Source organism: Amycolatopsis sp. NPDC051102 (genome assembly GCF_040682815.1).
In the GTDB taxonomy this organism is placed as follows: Bacteria; Actinomycetota; Actinomycetes; order Mycobacteriales; family Pseudonocardiaceae; genus Amycolatopsis.
In genome coordinates this window covers 386,964-411,144 of the sequence record NZ_JBFBBT010000003.1, presented here as the reverse complement: position 1 = coordinate 411,144, position 24,181 = coordinate 386,964, and the positions used below count along the sequence as shown (strand labels likewise).

The window sequence follows — 24,181 nt, the reverse complement described above, 5'->3', positions numbered from 1 at the left end:
CCTTGCCGTGAAGGCCACCCCGGGGTTGCCCCCGAGATGGCCTTCACGGTCGAACAAGCGGTGCTTACTTGGCGTCGGCCTTGTCGGCGTCGGCGTCGGCGGCGGGGGCCTCACCCTCGGCGGGCTTGGCTGCCTCGTCTTCCTTGACGACGATCAGGCTGATCTTGCCGCGGTTGTCGATGTCGGCGATCTCGACGCGGAGCTTGTCGCCCACGTTGACCACGTCCTCGACCTTGGCGATCCGCTTGCCGTTGCCCAGCTTCGAGATGTGCACCAGGCCGTCCTTGCCCGGCAGCAGCGAGACGAACGCGCCGAACGCGGCCGTCTTCACCACGGTGCCGAGGAAGCGCTCGCCGACCTTGGGCAGCTGCGGGTTGGCGATGGCGTTGATCAGGTCGATCGCCGCGTCCGCCGACGGGCCGTCCGAAGCGCCCACGTAGATCGTGCCGTCGTCCTCGATGGAGATGTCGGCACCGGTCTGCTCGGTGATCGAGTTGATCATCTTGCCCTTCGGGCCGATGACCTCGCCGATCTTGTCGACCGGGATCTTCACGGAGGTGACGCGCGGCGAGTACGGGCTCATCTCGTCCGGGCTGTCGATCGCCTCGGCGATGACCTCCAGGATCGTGATGCGAGCGTCCTTCGCCTGCTTCAGCGCGGCCGCGAGGACCTCCGACGGGATGCCGTCGAGCTTCGTGTCCAGCTGCAGCGCGGTGATGATGTCCTTGGTGCCGGCGACCTTGAAGTCCATGTCGCCCAGGGCGTCCTCGGCACCGAGGATGTCGGTCAGCGCCACGTAGCGGGTCTCGCCGTCGACCTCGTCGGAGACCAGGCCCATCGCGATGCCCGCGACCGGCGCCTTCAGCGGCACGCCGGCGTTGTACAGGCTCATCGTGGACGCGCAGACCGAGCCCATCGACGTCGAGCCGTTGGAGCCCAGCGCCTCGGAGACCTGGCGGATCGCGTACGGGAACTCGTCGCGCTTCGGCAGCACCGGCACCAGGGCGCGCTCGGCGAGCATGCCGTGGCCGATTTCGCGGCGCTTCGGCGAACCGACGCGGCCGGTCTCACCGGTGGAGAAGGGCGGGAAGTTGTAGTGGTGCATGTAGCGCTTGTGCGTCTCCGGGGACAGCGAGTCGATCTGCTGCTCCAGGCGAAGCATGTTCAGCGTGGTGACGCCCAGGATCTGGGTTTCGCCGCGCTCGAACAGCGCCGAGCCGTGCGCCCGCGGGATCACCGCGACCTCGGCCGCGAGCGACCGGATGTCGGTGAGGCCACGGCCGTCCATGCGGATCTTCTCCGTCAGGACGCGCTGGCGCATGATCTTCTTCGTCAGGGCCTTGAACGCCCCGCCGATCTCCTTGTCGCGGCCCTCGAAGGCTTCGCCCTCGCCGAGGCCGACCTTCTCCAGGACGGCGGCCTTGACCTCGTCGGTCGCGGCGTCGCGGTCCTGCTTGCCGGCGATCTGCAGCGCGCGGGCCAGGTCGTCGGTCGCGATGGCGGCGACGGCCTCGTAGACGTCCTGCTGGTAGGCCGGGTAGACCGGGAACTCGCCGGTCGGCTTCGCGGCGGCGTCGGCCAGGCGCTGCTGCGCCTCGCACAGGACCTTGATGAACGGCTTCGCGGCCTCGAGGCCCTCGGCGACCGCGACCTCGTCCGGCGCCTTGCCGCCGTCGGCGATCAGTTCGAGCGTGTTCTCGGTGCCCTCGGCCTCGACCATCATGATCGCGACGTCGTCACCGACGATGCGGCCGGCGACCACCATGTTGAAGGTGGCCTTCTCCAGCTGCGACCAGGTCGGGAACGCGACCCACTGGCCCTCGATCAGCGCGACGCGGACGCCGCCGACCGGGCCGGAGAACGGCAGGCCGGCGATCTGGGTCGACGCCGAAGCGGCGTTGATGGCCAGCACGTCGTACGGGTCGTCCGGGTTGAGGCTCTGGACGGTGATGACGACCTGGATCTCGTTGCGGAGACCGTCGGCGAACGACGGGCGCAGCGGCCGGTCGATCAGGCGGCAGGTCAGGATCGCGTCGGTCGACGGGCGGCCCTCGCGGCGGAAGAACGCGCCGGGGATGCGGCCCGCGGCGTACATGCGCTCTTCGACGTCCACGGTCAGCGGGAAGAAGTCGAAGTGCTCCTTCGGGTGCTTCGACGCGGTCGTCGCCGAGAGCAGCATGGTCTCTTCGTCGAGGTACGCGACGACGGCGCCGGCGGCCTGCTTGGCCAGGCGGCCCGTCTCGAAGCGGACGGTGCGGGAGCCGAACTTGCCGTTGTCGATGACGGCTTCGGTCTCGTGCACGGTGACTCCGGTGGAGTCGGTCATAGACAATTCTCCTCTTTGGTTCCTTCTACTGGCGCGAGTCTCCCATCCTGGGACCCGTTTCGCCTGAGGACGCTCGAGGAATGAGGCCGGTCTTCGATCGAAGCCCCCGGGACGCTTCCCGGGAACCACTACCGAGGACCGGCGGACGGACCCTCGTGCGCGCTCGCGCCGTGTACTTGTGGCGAGGGGGAGCGACCGCGTGGCCACTCCCCCTCGGGTAAAGCTATCGGCGCAGGCCGAGGCGCTGGATCAGCGCACGGTAACGCTCGATGTCCACCTTCATCACGTAGTTCAGCAGCCGGCGGCGACGGCCGACCAGCAGCAGGAGCCCGCGACGCGAGTGGTGGTCGTGCTTGTGAGCCTTGAGGTGCTCGGTGAGGCCGACGATGCGCTTGGTGAGCAGCGCCACCTGGGCCTCGGGGGATCCGGTGTCCGAGTCGTGCACGCCGTACTCGGCCAGGATCGACTTCTTCTCTTCGGTGGACAGCGCCACTTGTGTTGCTCCTCGAGATAATCAGTGCCGTGCGGCCCCGGACGCCGGATGCACGCCGGGAAGACGGTCACGGCCGCCACGGACTGCAGCCGGACCCGATCGTTGAGGTTACCAGCCCGCTGAACAGGCTCTTCAGCCGCCGTCCAGCCCGAAGGCGCGGACGACCCGGTAGCAGGGACCGCCCGGCTCGCGCTCGCTGGTCATCAGCGCGACCTCCGCGGCCCGCCAGCGCCGGCTCGTGAAGTTCGCGAGGTCCTTGGTCCAACGCGCGGCGGCCCCCGGTTCTTCCCGGGGGAACCGCGCGAGCGTCAGGTGGGCCCGGTAGGGCCTCGGTTCGGCACCGGCGCCCGCGGCGTGCGCGAGCGGCGTCAGCTCCGTTCCGGCGACAGTCAACCACAGCACCCCGGGGAACGTCGCGGCCTTTTCCAGCCGGACGTCGACGGCCGGCCGCCCGGCCAGCCGCTCGCCCAGCCAGGCGGCGCGCGTCTCGACGTCGTCGTGCCCGTAGTAGGCGAGGGTGACGTGCCAGCGCTCGGGCGGTTCCCAGCGGAGGCCGTCGTCCGGGGTCCCGACGGCCTCCGTGATCGCTTCGACGACGTCGGCCGGCGGGAGCAGCGCGCTGAACAGGACCGGCATCAGGCGCCGTTGCCCGCCCGGCGCAGCAGGTCGGCGATGGCCGGGAATTCGTCGTCGAGGCGCTTGGCGGCTTCGCCCAGGTCCTCGTCCTCGGCCAGGTCGCGCAGGTAGGCGAGAACCTTCTGGTCTTCGTTGACCACCGGGATGTTGTCGCGGCCGACGGTGGGGCGGGAGTCGCGGACGTCCTCCATCGCGGCCAGCATCGCCTCGCGGTTGCCCGCGGCGACCTCGGGCACGAGGATCTTGCGCTCGAGCATGATCATCCTGGCCAGCACGACGGGGTTGCCGATCTTCGCCCGCCGCCCGCTCATCACCTGGCTGAGCATGGGGGCGCTGATCCCGAGGACTTCGGCCAGGAACGCCTGCGAAACGTCGAACGCGACGACGAGCCGGCGCACGCGGTCGCCGAGCGGCTCCCCGTACCACTCGCGCTGCAACGCGATGTTCCGCTGGACGATCTTGTGGTCCTCCACCAGTTCCCGCTCCCCTATGCCCCGTGCGCGCACACCGTCCGTGAGCATCTTGCCATCGCCGCCAGCTGCATGAACGCGGAATCCCCTATTCGTCCCCGGTCAGGGCGTCCGGGGGCACCTCCAGTGCCTTTCTCGTCTCCACCACGTCGTCGTCGATCTGCGCGACGAGCCCCGCCGAGTCGGCGAACCGCACCTGGTCACGCAGCCGCGTCACGAAGTCGATGGCGACGTGCTGGCCGTAGAAGTCCTCGTCGACGTCGAGGACGAACGCCTCGACGGTCCGCTCGCGCCCGGAGAACGTCGGGTTGGTGCCCACCGAGACCGCCGCGCGCAGCCGGCGCGCCGGGTCGGCCGAACGGGTGAACCACGCGCTGTAGACGCCGTCGGCCGGGACGGCGGCGAACCGCGGCGTCGACAGGTTCGCCGTCGGGTAGCCGAGCTCGTGGCCCCGGCCGTCGCCGCGGACGACGATGCCTTCCAGGCGGTGCGGGCGGCCGAGCGCTTCGGCCGCGGCGACCACGTCACCGGCGTCGATGCACGACCGGACGTACGTGCTCGAGAAGGTGATGGCCGACTGGTCCTCTTCGGACAGTTCCTTGCCCTGCAGCTCGGCGCCGAACGCGGCGAAACCGAACCGGCGGCCGAGGGTGCGCAGCAGCTCGACGTTGCCGGCCGCCTTGGCGCCGAAGGTGAAGTTGTCGCCGACGATCACCGCGGCCGCGTGCAGCCGGTCGACCAGCACCTCGTGCACGAACTCCTCCGGCTGCAGCCGGGACAGCTCCAGGGTGAACGGCAGCACGCAGAAGACGTCGACGCCGAGGCTCTCGACGATCTCGGCCTTGCGCCGCAACGTCGTCAGCTGCGCCGGGTGGCTGCCCGGGCGCAGCACCTCCGACGGGTGCGGGTCGAACGTCAGCATGACGCTCGGCAGGCCGCGCTCGGCGGCCGCCGACACCGTCCGGCCGATCAGCTCCTGGTGCCCGCGGTGCACACCGTCGAACACGCCGATGGTGACCACGCACCGGCCCCAGCTGCCGGGGAGGTCCCCCAGTCCACGCCACCGCAGCACGTCAGACTCCCGTCTTCTCGGACCCACCCTAGGCGGGCAGCAACACGACCACTGCTCGGGACACGCCTTGTTCGTCGGCGGCCAGTGCGAGCACCCGGCCGTCGGGGCCGAAGAGCCCGTAGGTGCCTTCGACGCCCGCCGCCGGGATGCGCTGGCCGTGGCGGACCGCCTTCGCCGTCGCGGCGTCGAGGTCGCGCCGCGGGAAGGCGGCGGCGACGGCGGCGTCGAGGTCGAGGCTCAGCTCGGGCTGCTCTTCGAGCTGGTCCAGGGTTTTCGCCTTCGCGAGGGTGAACGGCCCGACCGTGGTGCGCCGCAGCGCCTTCAGGTGGCCGCCGACGCCCAGGTCCGCGCCGAGGTCGCGGGCCAGCGCGCGGACGTAGGTGCCGGACGAGCACTCGACGACGGCGTCGACTTCGACGTGGTCGTCCTCGTGCCGGACGGCGAGGACGTCGAAGCGGTAGACGGTGACCGGGCGGGCCGGGATGACGACGTCCTCGCCGGCGCGGACGCGGGCGTAGGCGCGCTTGCCGTCGATCTTGACCGCGCTGACCGCGCTGGGCACCTGCTGGATGTCGCCGGTGAGCTTCGCGACGCCGGTGGCGATGTCGTCGTCGTTCACGTTCGCGGTCTCGGCCGTGGTGAGGATTTCGCCCTCGGCGTCGTCGGTGGTGGTGCTGCTGCCGAGGCTCAGGGTGGCCAGGTAGGTCTTGCGGTCCAGGGCCAGGTGGCCGAGCAGCTTGGTGGCGCGCTCGATGCCGAGCACCAGCACCCCGGTCGCCATCGGGTCGAGCGTGCCGGCGTGCCCGACCTTGCGGGTGCCCATGATCCGCCGCGCGCGGGCGACGACGTCGTGCGACGTCATGCCGGCGGGCTTGTCGACGATGACCAGGCCGGGGGGCGGGGCGGGGCGACGGGGCGGTTTCGGGCTCGACACGCGGCAAACCCTAGCGGCCGCCGGTTGCGGATCGATCAGGCCGCTCGGACCCGCCCCGGGTGACATACCCCGATGCGTGTTCGATGCGTCTGACGCACCGCCGCGAGCCGTGCCCGCCTGCGAGCGGCGCGGGTTCGCCGTCGCGCCGCAGCTGCAGGCGCCGGGCGGCGATCGGCGCCGAGTGGGGTTTCTCGATGGCGTCCCGGCTGCTGCGGCGCCGGTCAGGCGGCCACGATCGGCGTCTCGGGCAGGGCGGCGTCCCAGCGGCGCCGGGTGATGCGGACCGGCAGCTCCTCGCCGCGGGCCTCGGCGAGGAACAGGTGGGCGCGGGTGCGGCGCCACCACACGAGCAGCCGGACCGTGCCCAGCGCCAGGATCGCGACGATGGCCAGCAGCGAGAGCCGGAAGCTGCCGCCGGTCCACTGCAGCAGCACGCCGACGAGCAGGGCGGCGATCGTCGTCGCCACGAAGCCGCCGACGTTGACCACGCCGGTCGCCGTGCCGACGCGGCTGAGCGGGTTGTAGTCGCGGGCGAGGGCGAAGCCGATCATCGACGCCGGGCCGCCGAGGGCGAGGAAGGCGAACGCGGGCACCAGCACCGGCACGGGCACCGTGCCCGGCCAGCCCAGCAGCACCGCCCAGACCAGCGCGGCCCCGCCGATGTAGCCGCCGACCAGCGGCATCCGCAGCGACGGGCGGCGGCCGATCAGGCCACCCAGCAGCGGGCCGCCCGCCATCGACCCGAAGACGAACACGGTGAGCAGTGCGCTCGCCGTCGCCTTCGACTGGCCTTGGCCCTGCACCAGCCACGGGACGCCCCAGAGCAGCGTCAGGGCGTTCGGGGCGAACATCGTGCTGAAGTGGACCCAGAAGCCCAGGCGCGTCCCCGGCGTCCGCCAGGCTTCGGCGACCTGCCCGGCGAGCTCGCGCGGGCGGACGCTTTCGCGGACGGGCTCGGGGGTGCCGGCCGGGACGTCGCGGACCCGGAGCGTCACGACCAGGGTGTAGAGGACGGTGATGGCCCCGACGGCGAGGAAGGTCGGGGTCCAGCCGGCGCTGTCGAGCACCAGGGCCAGCGGGACGGTGGCGGCGAGGTTGCCGATGTAGCCGACGGCGGCGGTGAACGACGTCAGCAGCGCGTACTGGCGGCCCGGGAAGTGGGCCGCGACCAGGCGCAGGACGCTGACGAAGGTGAGCGCGTCGCCGAGGCCGAGGACCCCGCGGGCGAGCAGGCCGAGGCCGTAGGAGTGGGCCACGCCGAGCAGCAGCTGGCCGGCGCCGAGCACCAGCACGGCGACGGTGAGGACGCGGCGGGGACCGTAGCGGTCGACCAGGACGCCGGTCGGGATCTGCATCGCGGCGTAGACGCCGACCTGCAGGACGGTGAAGGTGCCGAGCGCGGCCGCGCCGACGCCGAAGCGCTCGGCGGCCTGCAGCCCGGCGACACCGAACGACGTCCGGTGGAAGACGGCGAGGAGGTAGACGGTGACGGCGGCGAGCCAGATCAGCCAGGACCGGGCAGTGGCACGGTCGGTGGCGGGCACAAGTTCCTCCAGGGGTCTCGACGGACTTCCCGACTACTTGTATCCCCTAAGCAACCACGAACCATAGCCACGGCCCGGGTGGTTTTCCCCACAGGTAACGGGCATCACCCGTGCTCAGAGGGTCGACACGCGTGATTGGCAAGTCGACACGCGTGACTGGCGAGTCGACACGCGTGACTGGAAGGTCGACACGCGTGACTGGCGAGTCGACACGCGTGACTGGAGGGTCGACACGCGGCGGTGTGTGCGCCTCGGCGTGTCGACCTCTCAATCACGCGAGTTGACCCGCCAATCACGCGAGTTGACCTTCCGATCACGCGGGTGCGGGTCAGGTGGGGCGGGTCGCGCCGGTCACCGTCCAGTTTCCCGAGCGCCAGCGGGCCAGGACCGCGGCGAGGCGGAGGAGCATGAACAACGAGAGGCCGGTCCAGATGCCCGTCAGGCCCCAGCCGAAGCCGAGGGACGCCCAGATCAGCGGGAGGAAGCCGAGGGCCGCGCTGCCGAGCGTCGCGTTGCGGAGGAAGGCCGCGTCGCCCGCGCCGAGGAGGACGCCGTCCAGGGCGAAGACCACGCCGGCGATCGGCTGCAAGGCCACGAAGAACCACCACGCGTGCGGGATCTCCGCCAGCACGCCCGGGTCCGAGGTGAACGCGTGCGGCAGCACCCACGACAGCGCCGCGAACAGCACGCCCAGGAAGCAGCCCATCAGCAGGCCGTACCCGGTGATCTGCGACGCGACCCCGCGCGCCCGCCGCGCCGAGTTCGCCCCCAGCGCCGCCCCGACCAGGGACTGCGCCGCGATCGCCACCGAGTCCAGCACCAGCGCGAGGAACGTCCACAGCTGCAGCACCACCTGGTGCGCGCCGACCGCCTCGGTCGACGTCCGGGCCGCCACCGCCGCCGCCGAGACGAAGCACGCCTGGAACGCCATGCTGCGCAGCACCAGGTCGCGGCCGAGGCCGAGCTGGGCGCGCATCACCGTGAAGTCCGGCCGCAGCCCCGCCTTCTCGCGCACCAGCGCCATGACGAACAGCGACGCCGAGATCACCTGCGCGACGACGTTCGCGATCGCCGAACCCTCCAGGCCCAGCCCGGCCCAGTAGACGAGGACCGGGCACAGCACGGCCGAGATCCCGTTGCCCGCCAAGACGTACCGCAACGGCCTCGCGGCGTCCTGCACCCCGCGCATCCAGCCGTTGCCGGCCATGGTGACCAGGATCAGCGGCGCCCCGAACAGCGCGATCCGCAGCCACGACACGGCGGCGGAGGCGATCTCGTCACTGCCCGAGAGCACTCGCGCGATCGGCCAGGCCAGCAACTGCCCCGCGGCCAGCACCACGAGCCCGACGAACACCGCCAGCCACGTCGCCTGCACGCCTTCGCGGACCGCGTCGGCCCGGCGGCCGGCGCCGTGCAGCCGCGCGGTGCGGGACGTCGTGCCGTAGGACAGGAACGTCAGCTGGCTCGACACCTGGGCCAGCACGACGCCGCCGAGCGCGAGCCCGGCCAGCGACAGCGCGTCGAGGTGACCGACCACGGCCGTGTCCACCAGCACGTACAGCGGCTCGGCGGCCAGCACCCCCAGCGCGGGCACGGCCAGGCCCAGCACGCGCTTCGCCGGGACCCGCTCGGTCTCCTCCATGTTCACCACGAACCGGACTCTAACCGCCGCCACCGACATTCTTCGGGGGCCGCGGGTGGCGGAGCCCCCGCCCTGGGGGCGAAGCCCCGGATGCCACCGACCGTCCTGACCGGCGGGAACCCGGGAACTTTCCGCCCCCGCCGGCCGACGCGCTACAGCAGCGGCGCCCGCTCCAACGCCGCGCGCAGCCCCGCGACGACCTCCTCGGCCGAGCCCGCGACCGTGCAGCCCGCGGCCTGCCGGTGCCCGCCGCCGCCGAACTCCGCCGCCACCGCCGAGACGTCGATGCCGATGCTGCGCAGCGAAATCTGCCACTGCCCGGGCTGCGCCGGGTCCTGTTTGAGCACCGCCGCGACGGCCGCTTCGCGCACCGAGCGGATCACGTCGATGACCGACTCGACCTCTTCGGCGCGGACCGTGCGCGCCGCGTCGAGCCCGACCACCGCGTGCACGAAACCCCGGCCCTGCGCGGCTTCCGGCTCGAGCCGGGCCTCGCGCAGCACCGACGAGAGCATCGGCAGCCAGGCGAACGGGCGCTCGTCGACGATCCGCCGCACCACCGCCTCCGGGTCCACCCCCGCCTCCAGCAGCCGGGCCGCCATCCGGTGCGTCGCCGGGCTCGCCCGGCGGAACCCGCTCGTGTCGGTGACGATCCCCGCGTAGAGCCCGCGCGCGATCGGCTCGTCCAGCTCGGCGCCCAGCTCCTCCAGCACCCGGAACACCAGGACCGCGCTGGCCTCGGCGCGCTCGTCGACGACGTGGCAGGTGCCGTAGAACGTGTTGGTCGCGTGGTGGTCGATCACCAGCACCGCGCCGGCGAGCTCGACGCGCCCGGCCAGCCGGCCGAGCCGCTTCGGCGTCGGCGTGTCGACGCAGACGAGCAGCCCGTCGGCGTCCGGCAGGGCGTCCGGGTGGGTGAGCAGGCCGTCCTCGTCCAGCCACCGCAGCGTCTCCGGGGCCTCGTCCGGCTCGCCGAAGGAGACGCGCACCTTCGCGCCGCGCTGCCGCAGGGCCCGGCCGAGGGCGAGCGCGCTGCCCAGCGCGTCCGCGTCGGGCCGGACGTGCCCGAGCACCGTCACGTCGGTCGCCGACGCGAGCAGCGCGGCCGCGTCCCGGATGTCCTGCGCCGTAGTAGGGGTCACGGTGCGTCACGCTACGCTCTGCGGGATGCCTGAGTACGTGATGCTGGTCTACCCCTCGGCCAACCGGGTCTACGCCGCCTCCGCCCCCGCGCTGCTGCGCGCCGAGCTGGCGGTGTTCGGCGCGGGCCTGGCCGCCGAGCTGTCCGCGATCGAGGAGGTCGAGCTCGGCGGCGTCGGCTATGTCCGCTTCACCAGCTCGGCGCCGCTGGCCGAGCGCGACCTCGCGCTGCTGTCGAACCTCTCGTCGCTGTACGCGCTGTTCGAGCTGGGTGACGGCGTCCTCCGCCCGGTGCAGGTGACACCGCTGGCGAAGGCCGACTCGGACCTGCTGACCATCCAGAAGTACGCGGGCAAGACGAACGAGCTGTTCACCAAGCTGCTGGTGAACGTCACGCTGATGGCGACCGCGGACCCGTTCTCGGACCGGCCGAAGTACCTGCTCGACCCGCTGTGCGGCCGCGGCACCACGCTCAACCAGGCGATGATGTACGGCCTGCACGCGACCGGCCTGGACGTCGACGCCAAGGACTTCGAGGCGTACGAGGCGTTCATCAAGACGTGGCTGCGGAACAAGCGCGTGAAGCACACCGCCGAGTCCGGGCAGCTGCGGCGCAACAAGGTCCGGCTCGGCCGCCGCCTCGACATCGAGTACGCGCTGGACAAGGAAGCGTACAAAGCGGGCGACACGCGCAAGCTCACCTACTTCAACGCCGACACCCTGACCACGGACGAGGTGCTGCGGGCGAACTCGTGCGACGTGATCGTCACCGATGCGCCGTACGGCGTCCAGCACGGCAGCCATCGCGAAGCGGGTCTGCAGCGCAGCCCGCGCGACCTGCTCGCCGCGGCGGTTCCGGTGTGGACGCGGGTACTGAAGCCCGGTGGGGCGCTCGGCATTTCGTGGAACACGACCGTGCTGCCCCGGGAAGAGCTCGTCGAGGTGCTCCGCAAGGCCGGGCTGGACGTCCGCGAGGGCGGGCCGTGGGACGAGTTCGCCCACCGCGTCGACCAGGCCATCCTGCGCGACCTGGTCGTCGCGGCGAAACCCGCGTCCTGACGTCTCAGTTGGCGGTCAGCTCGCCCGGCTTGGGGACGACCTGCCCGTTCTCCTCCGGCACGGCCGCGGGCGCGGGCGACGGCGGCGTGGTCAGGCCGCGCTTCACCGAGTCCAGAATGGACAGTCCCTGGCCGACGAGGCCGGCGGCCATCTCCCCGAGACCGTCGGCGCCGTTGAGGATGTTGACGTTCGCCCCCGACAGCCCCCGCCCGGCTTCCTTGACGATCTGCGGCAGCTGGTCGATGAGCATCCGGTCGAGCGCGACCCGGTTGTGCGACGCGGCCGCCTCCGCCTGCACGCGCATCTTCTCCGCTTCGGCGAGCGCCAGGATGCGGATCCGCTCGGCCTCGGCGTCGGCCGGCTTGATGACCTCGGCCACCAGCTGCTGCTGCCGCAGCTCGGCTTCCCGCTGAGCCAGCTCGGTGCGCGCGTCGATGACCTCCTGCTGCGCCCGCGCCTGCGCGAGCGGCCCGGCCTGGGACGCCTGGGCCTGCGCCGCTTCGACTTCGGCCCGGTACTGCGCCTGCACGATCGAGGTCTGCCGGGCGTACTCCGCCTGCGTGCGCTGCGACTCCTGCTCGGCTTCGGCCGCGGTCTTGTTCGCCACGGCCTGGGCGATCTGCGCGTCCCGCTGGATGGCGGCGTTGTGCGGCGCGGCCATCGCGGCGATGTAGCCGAGCTTCATGTCGTCGATCGACTGGATCTGCAGCGCGTCGACGGTGAGCCCGATCTTCGCCATCTCCACCGCCGAGCCGTCCAGCACCTCGGTGGCGAGCTTCTGCCGCTCGGTGATGATCTCCTCGACGGTCATCGACCCGATGATGGACCGCAGGTGCCCGGCGAAGATCCGGCCGGTCAGCACGGACATCTGGTCCTGGTCGGAGAGGAAGCGCTGGCCGGCGTTGACGATGCTTTCGGTGTCGTTGCCGACCTTGAACGCGATCACCGCCCGGACCGTGAGGGCGATGGCCTGCTTCGTCACGCACACTTCGGTCACTTCCGCCTCGCACATGGCGAGCGTGAGGAACCGGACCTTCCGGAAAACCGGCATGACGAACGCACCGTGACCGGTGACGACCCGGAACGGCGACGCACCGCTGCTGTTCTTGCCCCCGGAGATCAGCATCGCCTCGTTGGGAGCCGGCACGCGATAACCGAACATCGACTGTCCTTCTGCAAGCACTAGGAAGCAGGATCCGAGGCGTCCCACGCCACGACGTCGACCGTGCGCCGTCCCCGGGTTTCCACGACCAGGACGGTCGTGCCCTTCGGCAGCTCCGTGTCGGACCAGGCCAGGAAGGTTTCCAAGCCACCCCTGATCCTGATCAGCACCTCCCCGGGCCCCCGCTGCCCGCGGGTGCCGACCAGGAGGACTCCGGTGCGGCCCGACGGGGAAAGGTCGGAGTGCATGGTGCCGACCTCCCTCGGTGGCCGCCTCGGTGCGGGTTCACCCCCGCTGATCCCATTGTGCTCCCGCCCGCCGCCCGGGGCGGGCACTGTGAGGTTCCGATCAGGAGGCAACCGGGCGGGCCGCTCAGGCGTACGCGGCTATAATCGCCGACTGTGACCGTCGAGCAACGTCCCCTGCGCGCGGACGCCCGGCGCAACCGGGAAGCGCTGGTCACGGCGGCCCGGGAAGTGTTTCGCGCCAAGGGCGTCGACGCCCCGCTCGACGAGATCGCCCGCCGCGCCGAGGTCGCGATCGGCACCCTCTACAACCGGTTCCCGACACGGGCGGACCTCGTCGAAGCCGCGTTCCTGCCGGTGCTCGAGGAAGCCGAAGCGGTCAGCGAAGAAGCCCTCGCGTGCGCGGACCCGTGGGAGGGATTCGTCCTGTTCGTCGAGCGGTCGGTCCGGATGCAGGTCGTCGACCGCGGCTTCACCCAGGTGTGCGCGCGGTCGTTCGATCCGGCGTCGGGACTGGAGAAAGCCAAGCACGCCAACGCCTCCCGGATGAACCGGATCATCGCCCGGGCGCAGGAGGCGGGCGCGCTGCGGCCGGACTTCCGCGGCGAGGACCTGGCGGTGGTGTTCGCCGCGGCGTCCGCGGCGGCGGACTGGCGGCGCGGGCTCGCCCTGGTCCTCGACGGCCTGCGCCCGCGATGACCTGGCTCGCGGACACGGCCACCTCGTACGACACGGTGGCGTCGAGCTACGCCGAGTTCGTGGCGGACGTGCTGGCGGAACAGCCCTACATGCGGGCGGCGCTGGCGTTGTTCGCCGCGGAGGTCGACGGGCCCGCGGTGGACGTCGGCTGCGGCCCGGGGCACTTCACCGCCCACCTGGCCTCGCTGGGGGTCGACGCGGCCGGCATCGACCTGTCCCCGGGCATGGTGGACCTGGCCCGGCGGACCCACCCGCAGCTGCGGTTCGAGGTGGGGTCGATGACGGACCTCCCGCTGCCGGCCGCATCCGTGGCGGGCGTGCTGGCGTTCTGGTCGCTGATCCACGTCCCGGACGAGTCGGTGCCGGCGGCCCTGGGGCACTTCCACCGCGTGCTGCGGCCGGGTGGCCTGCTGGTGATCGGCTACCACGTCGGCGTCGGGACCCGGTTGAAGACCGAAGGCTACGGCGGCCACCCGATGCGGGTCCACGTCCACCTGCGGCAGCCGTGGTGGCTGGCGCGGCGGGTGCGGCAGGCCGGGTTCACGGTCGAGGCGGAGTGGGCGCTCGACCCGGAAAAGCCGGTGTCGCAGGCGATCCTGTTCGCCCGGCGCGGCTAGGCGAACGCCTGCTCGGCGAAGCTGAGGCCGCCGCGTTCGGTCATGGTCAGGACCTGCCGGGGGACGTGCTGCGGTGGGGTGCGGATGTACTGCCGGAAGCCGCGGGCCCGGAACTTCAGGTCGAACTCGTGGCCATCCAGGTGCCACAGCGGGTACGGGCGGTCGTCCGGTGGGGCGAGGCGGTGGAGGTCGGCGAGCTCCAGGTGTCCGTATAGCGGGCCGAGTTCGCCGGTGATGTCCCATGCCTGGTCGAACACCAGGGTCGCCGGGGCGACCCAGAACGTGTAGTGCTTCTCGCGCCGGGCCGGCTCGACCCAGCGGACGATGTAGTCCAGGTCCAGCAGCAGCCGGCTCGGTGGCAGGTCGTCGTCCTCGAGGAGGCTGAGCGCGTGGACACGGCTGTCATGCCAGCCCATCTGCGGGAAGTCGGCGTCGGTCCAGACGGCCTTGGACAGGCCGGACGGGTCGGTCACGACAGGCGCTCCCCCACGAACTTCACGATCTCCGGCAACACGCCCCGCCAGTATCGGTCATCGTGGCCGCCCGGGGAAATCCGGGACACCGCGGGCGAAACCGCCTGCACCAGCCGGCGGTCCGCGCCCAGGAACGGGTCCGACTCGCCGCACCACACGCCGAGCGCGCCGGGGCGCAGGTCGGCCGCGTGCAGCAGGGGTTCCTCCGCCCGCCAGTTCGCCTCGTCCGCGAACACCTTGCGGCTGCGGGCGTCCGGCCAGCCGGCGAACAGGGCCGCGCTCGCCGTGGCCACCGCCTTCAGGTCCGGGTGGGCGCGGGCGAGCCGCAGCGCGCCGAAGCCGCCCATCGAGATGCCGAACACCGCCGACGGCGGACGCAGGTCGCGCCCGGCCAGCCAGCCCGGGACCTCGTCGGTGAGCATGCGCTGGGGGTCGTCGCCGGCCCCCGTTTCGACCCAGTAGTGGTCGCCGTCGACCGCTGCCACCGCGAACGGGGGTGTGCCCGCGCGAACCGCGGCCGTCAGCAGCGCGGGGACGCCGAGGGAGAGGAACGTCCGCGCCCGGGCGCCACGGCCGTGCAGCGCCAGGCACACGGGCAACCCCGCGGCCGGCACCCCGGACGGCGTGATGAGCACCAGGTCGACGTCGGTGCCGCGGGCGGCCGACGACATCCGCTGGACCGTCACCGGGTCGGGCGGTGCCGACGGCCGGGACGGTGCCGGCACCGGAGGCGGCCCGGGCGGGGGTTCGGACGGCGAGCAGCCCGCTAGCAGCGCCAGTGCGCTGCCGGCGAGCAGGCCGCGGCGGGAGAGCACGGGTCAGCCCCGGCTCTCCTCCTCCGCGAACTCGTCGTCTTCGGCGTCTTCGCTGTCTTCGCGAGGTGCCTTGTACGGGTCGGCATCGCCCGCGTGCTGGGCACCGGTCGCGCGCCGCGCGACCTCCGCGTCGGCCTCACGGGCCTTCGCGAGCAGGTCCTCGATCCGCTTGGACTCCTCGGGGATCGTGTCCGCGACGAACGTCAGCGTCGGCGTGTAGCGGACCCCGGTGCCCTGGCCGACCTTCGTGCGCAGCACGCCGCGCGCCGATTCGAGCGCGGCCGCCGCACCGGCGAAGTCCGGGACGGAGTCCAGCTTCTCGCCGAGGACCGTGTAGTACACCGTCGCGTCGTGCAGGTCGCCGGTGACCTTCGTGTCCGTGATGGTCACGTAGTCCAGCCGGGGGTCCTTGACCTCGTGTTCGATCGCCGACGCGACGATCTGCGAGATCCGCTTGGCGAGCTTGCGGGCCCGAGCAGGATCGGCCATGTCGTTCTCCTAGGGAAATCTAATCGTCCGGACCGAGCAGCCGGCGGCGGACGGAGAGCAGTTCGAAATCCGGCCGGCTCGCCACGTACCGCTCACACGAGTCGAGCACGTCACGGACGTGCTCGCCACCTTCGGCGACCACGGCCACCCCGATGAGGGTCCGGCGGTGCAGGTCGGTGTGCCCGGCTTCGGCCACCGACACGGCGAAGCGCTTGCGCACCTCGGCCAGCACCGGACGGACCACGGATCGCTTCTGCTTCAGCGAATGGACGTCGCCGAGCAGGATGTCGAGCTCGAGAGCTCCGACGAACATAGGCAGTTTTGGTGGTGTAGTAGGGATGAGCCGGGTGCGTGCGGAACTTCCCGCACGCACCCGGCCCCCGAGCGATTACGCCCGCGGCTTCTCGCGCTGCTCGTACGTCTCGATCTGGTCGTCGACCTTGATGTCGCCGTACGAACCGAGCGTCAGACCGCACTCGTAGCCCTCGCGGACCTCGACCACGTCGTCCTTGAACCGCCGCAGCGAGCTGATCGGCAGGTTCTCCGCCACGACGGTGCCGTCGCGGAGCAGACGGGCCCGGGCGTTGCGCCGGATCTCGCCGGACATGACCAGGCAACCCGCGATCGTGCCGATCTTGGAGGACTTGAAGACCTCGCGAACCTCCGCGCGGCCCAGCTCGACCTCTTCGTACTCCGGCTTGAGCATGCCCTTGAGGGCCTGCTCGATCTCGTCGATCGCCTGGTAGATGACCGTGTAGTACCGGACGTCGACGCCCTCGCGGGTGGCCCGCTCGGTCGCCTTGCCCTGGGCGCGGACGTTGAACCCGAGGACGATCGCGTCGGACGCGGTCGCCAGGTCGATGTCCGACTCGGTCACGCCACCGACACCGCGGTGGACCACGTTCAGCTCGACCTCGTCGCCGACGTCCAGCTGGAGCAGCGAGGCTTCGAGGGCCTCGACCGTACCCGAGTTGTCACCCTTGATGATCAGGTTGAGGCTGTTCGTCTCCTTCAAGGCGGAGTCGAGGTCCTCGAGGCTGACCCGCTTGCGGCGCGACGCGTTGAGCGCGTTCCGCGTACGAGCCGAGCGGCGCTCGGCGATCTGCCGGGCGACGCGGTCCTCGTCGACCACCAGGAAGGTGTCGCCCGCGCCCGGCACCGAGGTGAACCCGATGACCTGGACGGGACGCGACGGCAGCGCCTCGGTCACGTCGACGTTGTGCTCGTCGACCATCCGGCGGACGCGGCCGTAGGCGTCACCCGCCACGACCGAGTCACCGACGCGCAGCGTGCCGCGCTGGACCAGGACGGTGGCCACCGGACCGCGGCCGCGGTCGAGGTGCGCCTCGATCGCGACACCCTGGGCCTCCATGTCCGGGTTGGCCCGGAGGTCCAGAGCGGCGTCGGCGGTCAGCAGGATCGCCTCGAGCAGGCCGTCGATGTTGATGTTCTGCCGCGCGGAGATCTCGACGAACATCGTGTCGCCGCCGTACTCCTCGGCGACCAGGCCGTACTCGGTCAGCTGCTGCCGGATCTTGTCCGGGTTCGCGCCTTCCTTGTCGATCTTGTTGATCGCGACCACGATCGGGGCCTTGGCGGCCTGCGCGTGGTTGATCGCCTCGACCGTCTGCGGCATCACACCGTCGTCGGCCGCCACCACGATCACCGCGATGTCGGTCGAGTTCGCACCACGGGCACGCATGGCGGTGAACGCCTCGTGACCCGGGGTGTCGATGAAGGTGATCAGGCGCGGGTTGCCGTCGAGCTCGGTCTCGATCTGGTACGCACCGATGTGCTGCGTGATGCCGCCGGCCTCGCTCTCGCGGACCTTCGTCTTCCGGATCGTGTCGAGCAGGCGGGTCTTACCGTGGTCGACGTGACCCATGATGGTCACGACCGGCGGCCGGACCTGCAGATCCTCTTCGCCACCCGCGTCGTCGCCGTAGGTGATGTCGAAGGTCTCCAGCAGCTCGCGGTCCTCCTCCTCGGGGCTGACGACCTGAACGTTGTAGTTCATTTCGCCGCCGAGCAGCTCGAGGATGTCGTCCGACACGGACTGCGTCGCGGTGACCATCTCGCCGAGGTGGAAGAGCACCTGCACCAGCGAAGCCGGGTTGGCGTCGATCTTCTCGGCGAAGTCGGTCAGCGAGGCACCACGCGGCAGCCGGATCGTCTCGCCCTGGCCCTTGGGCAGGCGGACGCCGCCGACGCTGGGCGCCTGCATGTTGTCCATGTACTCCTGGCGCTTCTGCCGCTTCGACTTGCGGCCCTTGCGCGAGGGACCACCGGGACGCCCGAAGGCACCCGCGGTACCGCCACGGCCACCGGGGCCGCCACGACCGCCGCCGCCACCGCGGAAGCCGCCGCCACCGGCCGGGGCACCGCCGCCACCACCGGGACCGCCGCCACCCGGACGGAAGCCGCCGCCACCGCCGCCGCCACCGGGGCCGCCGCGGAAGCCACCGCCGCCGCCACCGCCACCGGGACCGCCGCGGAAACCGCCGCCACCGCCACCGGGACGACCGCCGCCGCCACCGCCGGGGCCGCCACGGGCGCCGCCACCGGGACCACCACGGGCGCCGCCACCGGGACCGGCGGGACGCTGCGTGCGGCCCGGCATCATGCCGGGGTTCGGCCGCGGGGGCATGTTGCCCGGGCTCGGCCGGTTGCCACCGGCGCCACCACCCGGCCGCGGGGCCGGACGGTCACCGCCGGCGCCACCGCCGGGACGCGGGGGCCGGTTGTCGCCGCCCTGGCCGCCACCGGGGCGCGGGGCCTGCGGACGCGGCGGGGCGCCGGAACCGACGCCGAACGGGTTGTTGCCGACGCGCGGGGTGCGCGGGCCGGGCTTGGGACCGCCGGGCTTGGGGCCCTGCGGCTTCGGCGGGACGACCGAACCGGTGCCGCCCGCTGCGGGCGTGGCCGGGGTGTCCTGCTTGGGAGCGGCCGGTGCCTCCGCTTTCGCGGCCGGGACCTGCTCCTGGGGTGTGGGTGCGGCGGGCTGCTGACGCGGGCCGGGCCGGGGGCCGGGGCGCTGCCCCGGGGTGGCCGGCTTCGACGCCGCGGGTGCCTGCTGCTGGGGTGCGGCCGGAGCCGACGCAGCCGGAGCGGGCGCCGCCTGGGCCGCCGGAGCCTGCTGGGCAGGCGCGGGGGGCTTCGGGGCGGCGGGCCCGGGCTTGGCGGCCGGCGGGCCGGGGCGCGCCGACGGGCCGGGGGTGGGCTTCTTCGCGCCCTTGGGCGCATACGCGTCGCGGAGACGGCGGGCGACGGGCGCCTCGACCGTGGATGACGCGGACTTGACGAACTCGCCCTGTTCCTTCAACTTCGCGAGAACGTCCTTGCTGGTGATGCCGAGCTCCTTCGCGAGCTCGTGTACGCGGGCCTTGCCTGGCACAACTCTCCTCATCTAGGGGAGGCCAGGCGGAAAACCCGCTGACCTCGTCCTTATTGTCTGACGCTCATGGCTTCAGCTTCACGGCTGACTCATGACGGGTCGACCTGCTTCCTTGATTCCTCGCGACCCCGGGGACGTCCCGGGTTCGTGGTGCGGGGTGGTGCGCCCGACGTGCTCGCGGACCTCGCGGGCGTCGAGCGCCCCGGGAGCCCGCAGGGCTCTCGGGAATGCTCGCCGCCGTTCGGCCTTGGCCAGGCAGTCCGGGTCGGGGTGCAGCCAAGCCCCCCGGCCCGGCAGCCGCCGACGCTCGTCGACGACCACCCGCCCGGCCACCGCGACCACGCGCAGCAGCTCACCGATCAACGCCCGCCGCTTGCAGCCGACACAAGTCCGCACCGGGCAATTCCGGTGGGGCTGGTGCTCGGCTACCCGCCGCGGGCCTCGAACCACTCCTGAGTCTAGCGCTTCGACCTTCACTCAGCCGAACCGGTTGTCGCGGCGGGCCGCGGCGGACGGGCGTGGTCTTGATCACCCTCGTCGTCCACCGGTGCGGCGTCACTGCGGATGTCGATCCGCCAGCCGGTCAGGCGGGCGGCCAGGCGGGCGTTCTGGCCCTCCTTGCCGATCGCCAGCGACAGCTGGAAGTCCGGCACCACGACGCGGGCGGTCTTCGCCCGCTCGTCCACGACTCGTACCGAAACAACCTTGGCGGGCGACAGCGCATTCCCGACGAAGCGGGCCGGATCCTCGGAGTAGTCGATGATGTCGATCTTCTCACCGGCCAGCTCGCTCATCACGTTGCGCACGCGCGCGCCGACCGGGCCGATGCAGGCGCCCTTGGCGTTGACGCCCGCCACGGTGGACTTCACCGCGATCTTCGTGCGGTGTCCCGGCTCACGCGCGACGGCGGCGATCTCGACCGTCCCGTCGGCGATCTCCGGCACCTCGAGCGCGAACAGCTTGCGCACCAGGTTCGGGTGCGAGCGCGAGAGCGTGATCTGCGGGCCGCGGTTGCCGCGCGAGACCGTCACCACGTACGCCTTGATCCGGCTGCCGTGTTCGTAGGACTCCCCGGCCACCTGCTCGGCGGACGGCAGCACGCCCTCGGTGTCACCCACCTGGACCACGACCATGCCGCGCGCGTTCGCGCGGGCGTCGCGCTGGATGACGCCGGCGACGATCTCGCCCTCCTTGGTGGAGAACTCGCCGAAGGTCTTCTCGTGCTCGGCGTCGCGCAGCCGCTGCAGGATGACCTGGCGCGCGGTGGTGGCGGCGATCCGGCCGAACCCCTCGGGTGTGTCGTCCCACTCCTCGTCGACCTGGCCGTCGTGGGTCAGCGTGTGCGCGAGCACGCGCACCAGGCCCGTCTTGCGGTCGATGTCGATGCGGGCGTGCGGCTGGTGGCCCTCGGTGTGCTTGTACGCGGTCAGCAAGGCCGTCTCGATGGCCTCGATCACCGTTTCGAAGGGGATGTCCTTGTCCCGTTCGATCGCCCGCAGCGCGGCGATGTCGACGTTCACTTCGACCCCTTCTCCGTCTCGGCTGCGATCGAGCCGGACGCGTCGTCTTCGAGCAGTTTCAGGTCCTCGGCGGGCGGCTGCTTGAACTCGATCTCCACGACCGCCTTCGCCACGTCGGCGTAGCGGACGTCGCGGAGCTTGCCGTCCACGAGGACGCGGGCGGAGTCTTCGCCCGCGTGACCGACCCGGCCGACGAAGGCCGCGCCGTCGGCCGGGGTGATCTTCACCAGCCGGTACCGCGCGCGGCGCCAGTGCCGGGCCTGGGTGAGCGGGCGGTCGAGCCCCGGCGAGGTGACCTCCAGCGTGTAGGCGCTCGCGAGGACGTGGTCGTTCTCGTCGAGCGCCGCCGAGACCTTGCGGCTGACCTCGGCGACCTCGTCCAGCCCGACCCCGTCGTCGGCGTCGACGACGACCTTGACCAGCTGCCGCCGGCCGGCCTGCTGCACCTCGAACGAATCGAGGTCGAAACCCGCGGCGGTGACGGCTTCGGCCACTATCGGCTGAAGCCGGCTGGCGAGTTCTCCTGGCACGTGGGGCTCTCCTCGGTTGCGCGGGTCGGTGGTGGACCAGCTTATCCGGTCGCCCGCTCGGCCCGCGCGAGCGGCGGGGCCGCCCCGGGGCCTGGCAGGATGGGGCGGCGTGACCGGAAGACCGACCGAGCTGACCCGCCGCGGCGCCCTCCGCGCGGGGGCGCTGGCCGCACTGGCCGTGCCCCTCGCCGCCTGCGGGCCCGGCTACGACGAAAGCCCCGACCCGCTGCAGCCCCTGCTGACCGCCGCCGAGGCGGACGCCACCGCCGCGCGGGCGCTGGCCAAGGGCGCCGACGCCGGCGCCGCCGGCCAGCTCGCCGACGCGCGCGCGGCGCACGCGGCCGCCCTCAAGTCCGAAGTGGACCGGCTGAACCGGCCCAAGCCGTCGCCGTCACCGGCGCCGCCGGCCCCCGCGGCGCTGGGCGACCTGAAGGACCGGCTGGCGGCCGCGCGCAAGCAGGCCGAGGACCTCGTGCCCGCGCTGCCGCGCTACCGCGCCGGGCTGGTCGCCGCGGTGGCGGCGGGCTGCGCGGCGCTGCAGCGCACCGCCCCGGCGCTGGGCCCCGGCGACGACGCCCCGAAGCCGCCGACCGCGGTCGCCGGTGCGGTGCCACCGGAGGCGGTGGACCCGCTGCAGGGCGCGCTGGCCGCCGAGCACGCCGCCGTCTGGGTGTACGGGCTGGTCAGCGCCTTCCTGCCGGGCGACTTCGGCGACGCCGAGAAGAGCGGCGCGGCGGAGCACGCCGTACGCCGTGACCTGCTGCAGTCGATGCTTTCGGCGGCCGGGGCGACCCCGGTCGCGCCGGAGGCGGCGTACGTGCCGAAGAACCCGGTGACGGACGCGAAGTCGGCGTCACAGGTGGTCGCGACGGCCGAGGCGGACTGCGCGTCGGCGTGGCTGGCGGTCATCACCCACACCGACGACGCCGGCCTGCGCACGACGGCCCTGCACGCGCTGGTCGCGGCCGCCCGCCGGGGCACGCCGTGGCGCTCCGAAGCGGGCGAGAAGCCGGCGGCGATCGCGTTGCCCGGCCAGAACAGCTGAGAGCCCTCGTGAGTGGTGAGGCGGGTTCTAACTCGCCTTACCACTCACGACGGCCGCGGCAGGGTGCTCAGGAGTGGAGGTCGGCCGAGAGGCGGAGCGCGTCGTCGGCGATCTTCTCGATCAGGTCCTTGTCCTTGTGCTTGGCGTAGAAGTCCGCCAGCACGATCGTCGTGTTCGTGCCCTCGACCTTCGACGCGTACGCCGCGTCCTTGCCGCTCACGCTCGGCGTGCCGGTGCCCGCGAACGTCTTGTCCTTCACCATGTCGGTGACGTTGCCGGTGCCGTCCTTCTCGGTCAGGGCCTTGAGCGCCCGCGCCTTCGACGAGTCCGGCATCCGGACCACGACCACGGACACCAGTGCCTTCGCGCCGCCCGACTCCGTCGTGTAGAGCGCGCGGACCAGCGACTGGCACGGGTTGTCCTGGAAGAAGTCCTGGGTCTTGTTGTAGGACTTCGCGACGCAGTCGTCGGACTTCTCCGGCCCGGCGACCAGCGTGAACTTGAACTGCCCGGTGTTCTGCGCCGGCGGCTGCGCGACCGGCTCGTCCGGCGTCGAGTCGTGCCGGATCAGGAACCAGAGCAGCCCGGAGACGACGGCGATCGCGACCAGCCCGGCGCCCTTGAGCAGCAGGGACCGGGTGTCACGCGCCGGCGGCCCCGGCACGGGCGGGCGGGGCTGCGGGGGAACCGCGCCCAGCGGGGCCGTGTCGGACGGGCCTGGGGTGAAATGCGCACCAACCACGAGGCCATACGGTAGTGCTTTTCCTGGGGGCCCTGCCCCCAGACCCCCGCCGGGGGCTCCGCCCCCAGGCCCCCAAGGGGTGGTTCACCCGCGTCCGGCGGTTCACTCGAACGCGTGTAAAACGCGTTCGACGTCGTCAGCGGTGTTGTAGAGGTGGAAACCGACCCGCACCCGGCCGCCGCGGACACTCGACACGATCCCCGCTTCGGCCACCCGCGCCGGGTCGGCGTCGAGCGCCACGATCGGGGTGCCGCGCGGGGGCAGCCCCAGCTTCTCCAGCAGCGTGTCGGCCAGCCGGGTGTTGTGCGCCTGGACCTGGGCGAGGTCGAGGCCGCCGAAGTACTCCAGGGCGGCCGCCGAGCCGACCTGGGCCAGCCAGACGGGCGAGAGGTCGAACGCGCGGGCGTCGCCGGCCAGGCGCAGCGGGAGGCCGTAGACGGTGGCCCACGGGTCCTCACCCGCGTACCAGCCGGCCGCGACCGCGCGGGTGCGCTCCTGCGCGTCCGGCCGCACGGCCAGCCACGCGCTGCCCCGCGGCGCGCAGAGCCACTTGTAGCCCGCGCCGACCACCCAGTCCGCCCAGGCGACGTCCAGCGGCAGCCAGCCGGCCGCCTGGGTCGCGTCGAGCAGCACCGCCGCCCCGGCGGCCCCGGCCGCGGCCCGGATCGCCGTCAGGTCCGCGATCCGGCCGTCGGCGGACTGGACGACGCTCACCGCGACGACGTCGTGGCCCTCGATCCGCGACGGCAGCACGTCCAGCGGCACCTCGGTGACCGTGACGCCGGGGTTCGCCGCGAAGGGGAACGTCACGCTGGTGAAGTCGCCCTCGGCGGCGAGCACGCGGGTGCCGGCGGGCAGCGCCGCGGCGACGTTGGCGACGAGCTGGGAGACCGACGCGCCGCTGGCGACGCGCCCGGGCTCGACGCCGAGCAGCCGGGCGAACCCGGCCCGCGCCCGCGTGACGTACTCGTCGAACTCCCCCGGCCGGGTCGCCCCGACCCGCCACCGCTCCACCGATTCGGCCACCGCCGCGGCCACCGGCGCGGGCGGGATGCCCACGCTGGGCGTGTTCAGGTATCCGGGCGGGACGGCGAAATCGGTTCCGAAGGCACGCATGCCTCCAGGCAAGCAGAC

Annotated in this window: 25 protein-coding genes; 4 read left to right on the top strand and 21 right to left on the bottom strand. The window is 72.4% G+C overall.

The annotated features are described in order from the left end of the window. Nucleotides 1–64 precede the first annotated feature (64 nt). The 9 genes from AB0M93_RS12415 to AB0M93_RS12375 form a co-directional block, all read right to left on the bottom strand. The gene (locus AB0M93_RS12415) at nucleotides 65–2,326 is read right to left on the bottom strand and encodes a polyribonucleotide nucleotidyltransferase (RefSeq protein ID WP_364271795.1); all 2,262 of its coding nucleotides are present in this window, start codon (nucleotides 2,324–2,326) and stop codon (nucleotides 65–67) included. A gap of 223 nt (nucleotides 2,327–2,549) precedes the next feature. Further along, nucleotides 2,550–2,819, bottom strand: a complete 270-nt coding sequence (gene rpsO, locus AB0M93_RS12410) for a 30S ribosomal protein S15 (RefSeq protein ID WP_003084034.1) — start codon at nucleotides 2,817–2,819, stop codon at nucleotides 2,550–2,552. A 132-nt stretch (nucleotides 2,820–2,951) separates the two neighbouring features. Then, the gene (gene thpR, locus AB0M93_RS12405; protein WP_364271792.1) at nucleotides 2,952–3,455 is read right to left on the bottom strand and encodes an RNA 2',3'-cyclic phosphodiesterase; all 504 of its coding nucleotides are present in this window, start codon (nucleotides 3,453–3,455) and stop codon (nucleotides 2,952–2,954) included. Further along, nucleotides 3,455–3,928 carry a helix-turn-helix transcriptional regulator gene (locus AB0M93_RS12400; RefSeq protein WP_091315600.1) on the bottom strand — a complete coding sequence of 158 codons (474 nt, stop codon included), beginning with the start codon at nucleotides 3,926–3,928 and terminating at the stop codon, nucleotides 3,455–3,457. Before AB0M93_RS12400 ends, thpR begins: the two co-directional genes overlap by 1 nt. An 85-nt stretch (nucleotides 3,929–4,013) precedes the next feature. Beyond that, nucleotides 4,014–4,997, bottom strand: a complete 984-nt coding sequence (locus tag AB0M93_RS12395) for a bifunctional riboflavin kinase/FAD synthetase (RefSeq protein ID WP_364271788.1) — start codon at nucleotides 4,995–4,997, stop codon at nucleotides 4,014–4,016. Between the two features lie 28 nt (nucleotides 4,998–5,025). Beyond that, complete coding sequence (gene truB / locus AB0M93_RS12390; protein WP_364271785.1) at nucleotides 5,026–5,931, bottom strand: tRNA pseudouridine(55) synthase TruB; 906 nt, start codon at nucleotides 5,929–5,931, stop codon at nucleotides 5,026–5,028. A gap of 221 nt (nucleotides 5,932–6,152) precedes the next feature. Beyond that, complete coding sequence (locus tag AB0M93_RS12385) at nucleotides 6,153–7,475, bottom strand: MFS transporter (protein ID WP_364271782.1); 1,323 nt, start codon at nucleotides 7,473–7,475, stop codon at nucleotides 6,153–6,155. Nucleotides 7,476–7,803: 328 nt separating this feature from the next. Continuing rightward, nucleotides 7,804–9,117 (bottom strand): MATE family efflux transporter, encoded by a 1,314-nt coding sequence (locus AB0M93_RS12380; protein ID WP_364272854.1) that lies wholly within the window; start codon nucleotides 9,115–9,117, stop codon nucleotides 7,804–7,806. 152 nt (nucleotides 9,118–9,269) lie between these two features. Beyond that, nucleotides 9,270–10,259: a bifunctional oligoribonuclease/PAP phosphatase NrnA gene (locus tag AB0M93_RS12375; RefSeq protein ID WP_364271779.1), complete on the bottom strand. Its 990-nt coding sequence runs from the start codon at nucleotides 10,257–10,259 to the stop codon at nucleotides 9,270–9,272. 25 nt (nucleotides 10,260–10,284) lie between these two features. Here AB0M93_RS12375 and AB0M93_RS12370 point away from each other — a divergent pair, with 25 nt between their 5' ends. Next, nucleotides 10,285–11,316 carry an SAM-dependent methyltransferase gene (locus tag AB0M93_RS12370; protein ID WP_364271777.1) on the top strand — a complete coding sequence of 344 codons (1,032 nt, stop codon included), beginning with the start codon at nucleotides 10,285–10,287 and terminating at the stop codon, nucleotides 11,314–11,316. Between the two features lie 4 nt (nucleotides 11,317–11,320). Here AB0M93_RS12370 and AB0M93_RS12365 read toward each other — a convergent pair whose 3' ends face one another. Together AB0M93_RS12365 and AB0M93_RS12360 are read right to left on the bottom strand one after the other, a co-directional pair. Next, on the bottom strand, nucleotides 11,321–12,478 hold the full coding sequence (locus AB0M93_RS12365) for an SPFH domain-containing protein (protein WP_364271774.1): 1,158 nt from the start codon (nucleotides 12,476–12,478) through the stop codon (nucleotides 11,321–11,323). 20 nt (nucleotides 12,479–12,498) lie between these two features. Then, nucleotides 12,499–12,726 carry a hypothetical protein gene (locus AB0M93_RS12360; RefSeq protein WP_003084005.1) on the bottom strand — a complete coding sequence of 76 codons (228 nt, stop codon included), beginning with the start codon at nucleotides 12,724–12,726 and terminating at the stop codon, nucleotides 12,499–12,501. 153 nt (nucleotides 12,727–12,879) lie between these two features. Here AB0M93_RS12360 and AB0M93_RS12355 point away from each other — a divergent pair, with 153 nt between their 5' ends. Both AB0M93_RS12355 and AB0M93_RS12350 read left to right on the top strand, forming a co-directional pair. After that, the gene (locus AB0M93_RS12355) at nucleotides 12,880–13,422 is read left to right on the top strand and encodes a helix-turn-helix domain-containing protein (protein WP_364271771.1); all 543 of its coding nucleotides are present in this window, start codon (nucleotides 12,880–12,882) and stop codon (nucleotides 13,420–13,422) included. Continuing rightward, nucleotides 13,419–14,039, top strand: coding sequence for a class I SAM-dependent methyltransferase (locus tag AB0M93_RS12350; RefSeq protein WP_364271768.1), 621 nt, complete (start codon nucleotides 13,419–13,421; stop codon nucleotides 14,037–14,039). The genes AB0M93_RS12355 and AB0M93_RS12350 overlap by 4 nt, the downstream gene beginning before the upstream one ends. On the opposite strand, the gene AB0M93_RS12345 is transcribed toward AB0M93_RS12350, so the two are convergent. The 8 genes from AB0M93_RS12345 to rimP all read right to left on the bottom strand — a co-directional run bounded on the left by AB0M93_RS12345 (nucleotide 14,036) and on the right by rimP (nucleotide 21,260). Next, nucleotides 14,036–14,512 carry a hypothetical protein gene (locus tag AB0M93_RS12345; RefSeq protein WP_364271765.1) on the bottom strand — a complete coding sequence of 159 codons (477 nt, stop codon included), beginning with the start codon at nucleotides 14,510–14,512 and terminating at the stop codon, nucleotides 14,036–14,038. The genes AB0M93_RS12350 and AB0M93_RS12345 overlap by 4 nt on opposite strands. After that, nucleotides 14,509–15,327, bottom strand: a complete 819-nt coding sequence (locus AB0M93_RS12340) for an alpha/beta hydrolase-fold protein (RefSeq protein WP_364271762.1) — start codon at nucleotides 15,325–15,327, stop codon at nucleotides 14,509–14,511. The genes AB0M93_RS12345 and AB0M93_RS12340 overlap by 4 nt, the downstream gene beginning before the upstream one ends. A 3-nt stretch (nucleotides 15,328–15,330) precedes the next feature. Continuing rightward, a complete protein-coding gene (gene rbfA / locus AB0M93_RS12335) occupies nucleotides 15,331–15,816 on the bottom strand; it encodes a 30S ribosome-binding factor RbfA (RefSeq protein WP_364271759.1) in 486 nt (161 codons plus the stop codon). Nucleotides 15,817–15,835: 19 nt separating this feature from the next. Continuing rightward, nucleotides 15,836–16,129, bottom strand: a complete 294-nt coding sequence (locus AB0M93_RS12330) for a DUF503 domain-containing protein (protein ID WP_364271756.1) — start codon at nucleotides 16,127–16,129, stop codon at nucleotides 15,836–15,838. Between the two features lie 75 nt (nucleotides 16,130–16,204). Continuing rightward, nucleotides 16,205–19,210 carry a translation initiation factor IF-2 gene (infB, locus tag AB0M93_RS12325; RefSeq protein WP_364272851.1) on the bottom strand — a complete coding sequence of 1,002 codons (3,006 nt, stop codon included), beginning with the start codon at nucleotides 19,208–19,210 and terminating at the stop codon, nucleotides 16,205–16,207. A 78-nt stretch (nucleotides 19,211–19,288) separates the two neighbouring features. Beyond that, nucleotides 19,289–19,606 carry a YlxR family protein gene (locus tag AB0M93_RS12320; protein ID WP_364271753.1) on the bottom strand — a complete coding sequence of 106 codons (318 nt, stop codon included), beginning with the start codon at nucleotides 19,604–19,606 and terminating at the stop codon, nucleotides 19,289–19,291. 77 nt (nucleotides 19,607–19,683) lie between these two features. Continuing rightward, on the bottom strand, nucleotides 19,684–20,730 hold the full coding sequence (gene nusA / locus AB0M93_RS12315; protein WP_364271750.1) for a transcription termination factor NusA: 1,047 nt from the start codon (nucleotides 20,728–20,730) through the stop codon (nucleotides 19,684–19,686). Next, the gene (gene rimP, locus AB0M93_RS12310; protein WP_364271747.1) at nucleotides 20,727–21,260 is read right to left on the bottom strand and encodes a ribosome maturation factor RimP; all 534 of its coding nucleotides are present in this window, start codon (nucleotides 21,258–21,260) and stop codon (nucleotides 20,727–20,729) included. Before rimP ends, nusA begins: the two co-directional genes overlap by 4 nt. Nucleotides 21,261–21,369: 109 nt before the next feature. On the opposite strand from rimP, the gene AB0M93_RS12305 reads away from it, so the two are divergent. Further along, complete coding sequence (locus AB0M93_RS12305; protein WP_364271744.1) at nucleotides 21,370–22,305, top strand: ferritin-like domain-containing protein; 936 nt, start codon at nucleotides 21,370–21,372, stop codon at nucleotides 22,303–22,305. Between the two features lie 67 nt (nucleotides 22,306–22,372). Here the strand turns inward: AB0M93_RS12305 and AB0M93_RS12300 are convergent, their stop codons facing one another. Beyond that, complete coding sequence (locus tag AB0M93_RS12300; RefSeq protein ID WP_364272848.1) at nucleotides 22,373–22,969, bottom strand: hypothetical protein; 597 nt, start codon at nucleotides 22,967–22,969, stop codon at nucleotides 22,373–22,375. 180 nt (nucleotides 22,970–23,149) lie between these two features. Further along, nucleotides 23,150–24,163 (bottom strand): aminotransferase class V-fold PLP-dependent enzyme, encoded by a 1,014-nt coding sequence (locus tag AB0M93_RS12295; protein WP_364271741.1) that lies wholly within the window; start codon nucleotides 24,161–24,163, stop codon nucleotides 23,150–23,152. Nucleotides 24,164–24,181 lie beyond the last annotated feature (18 nt).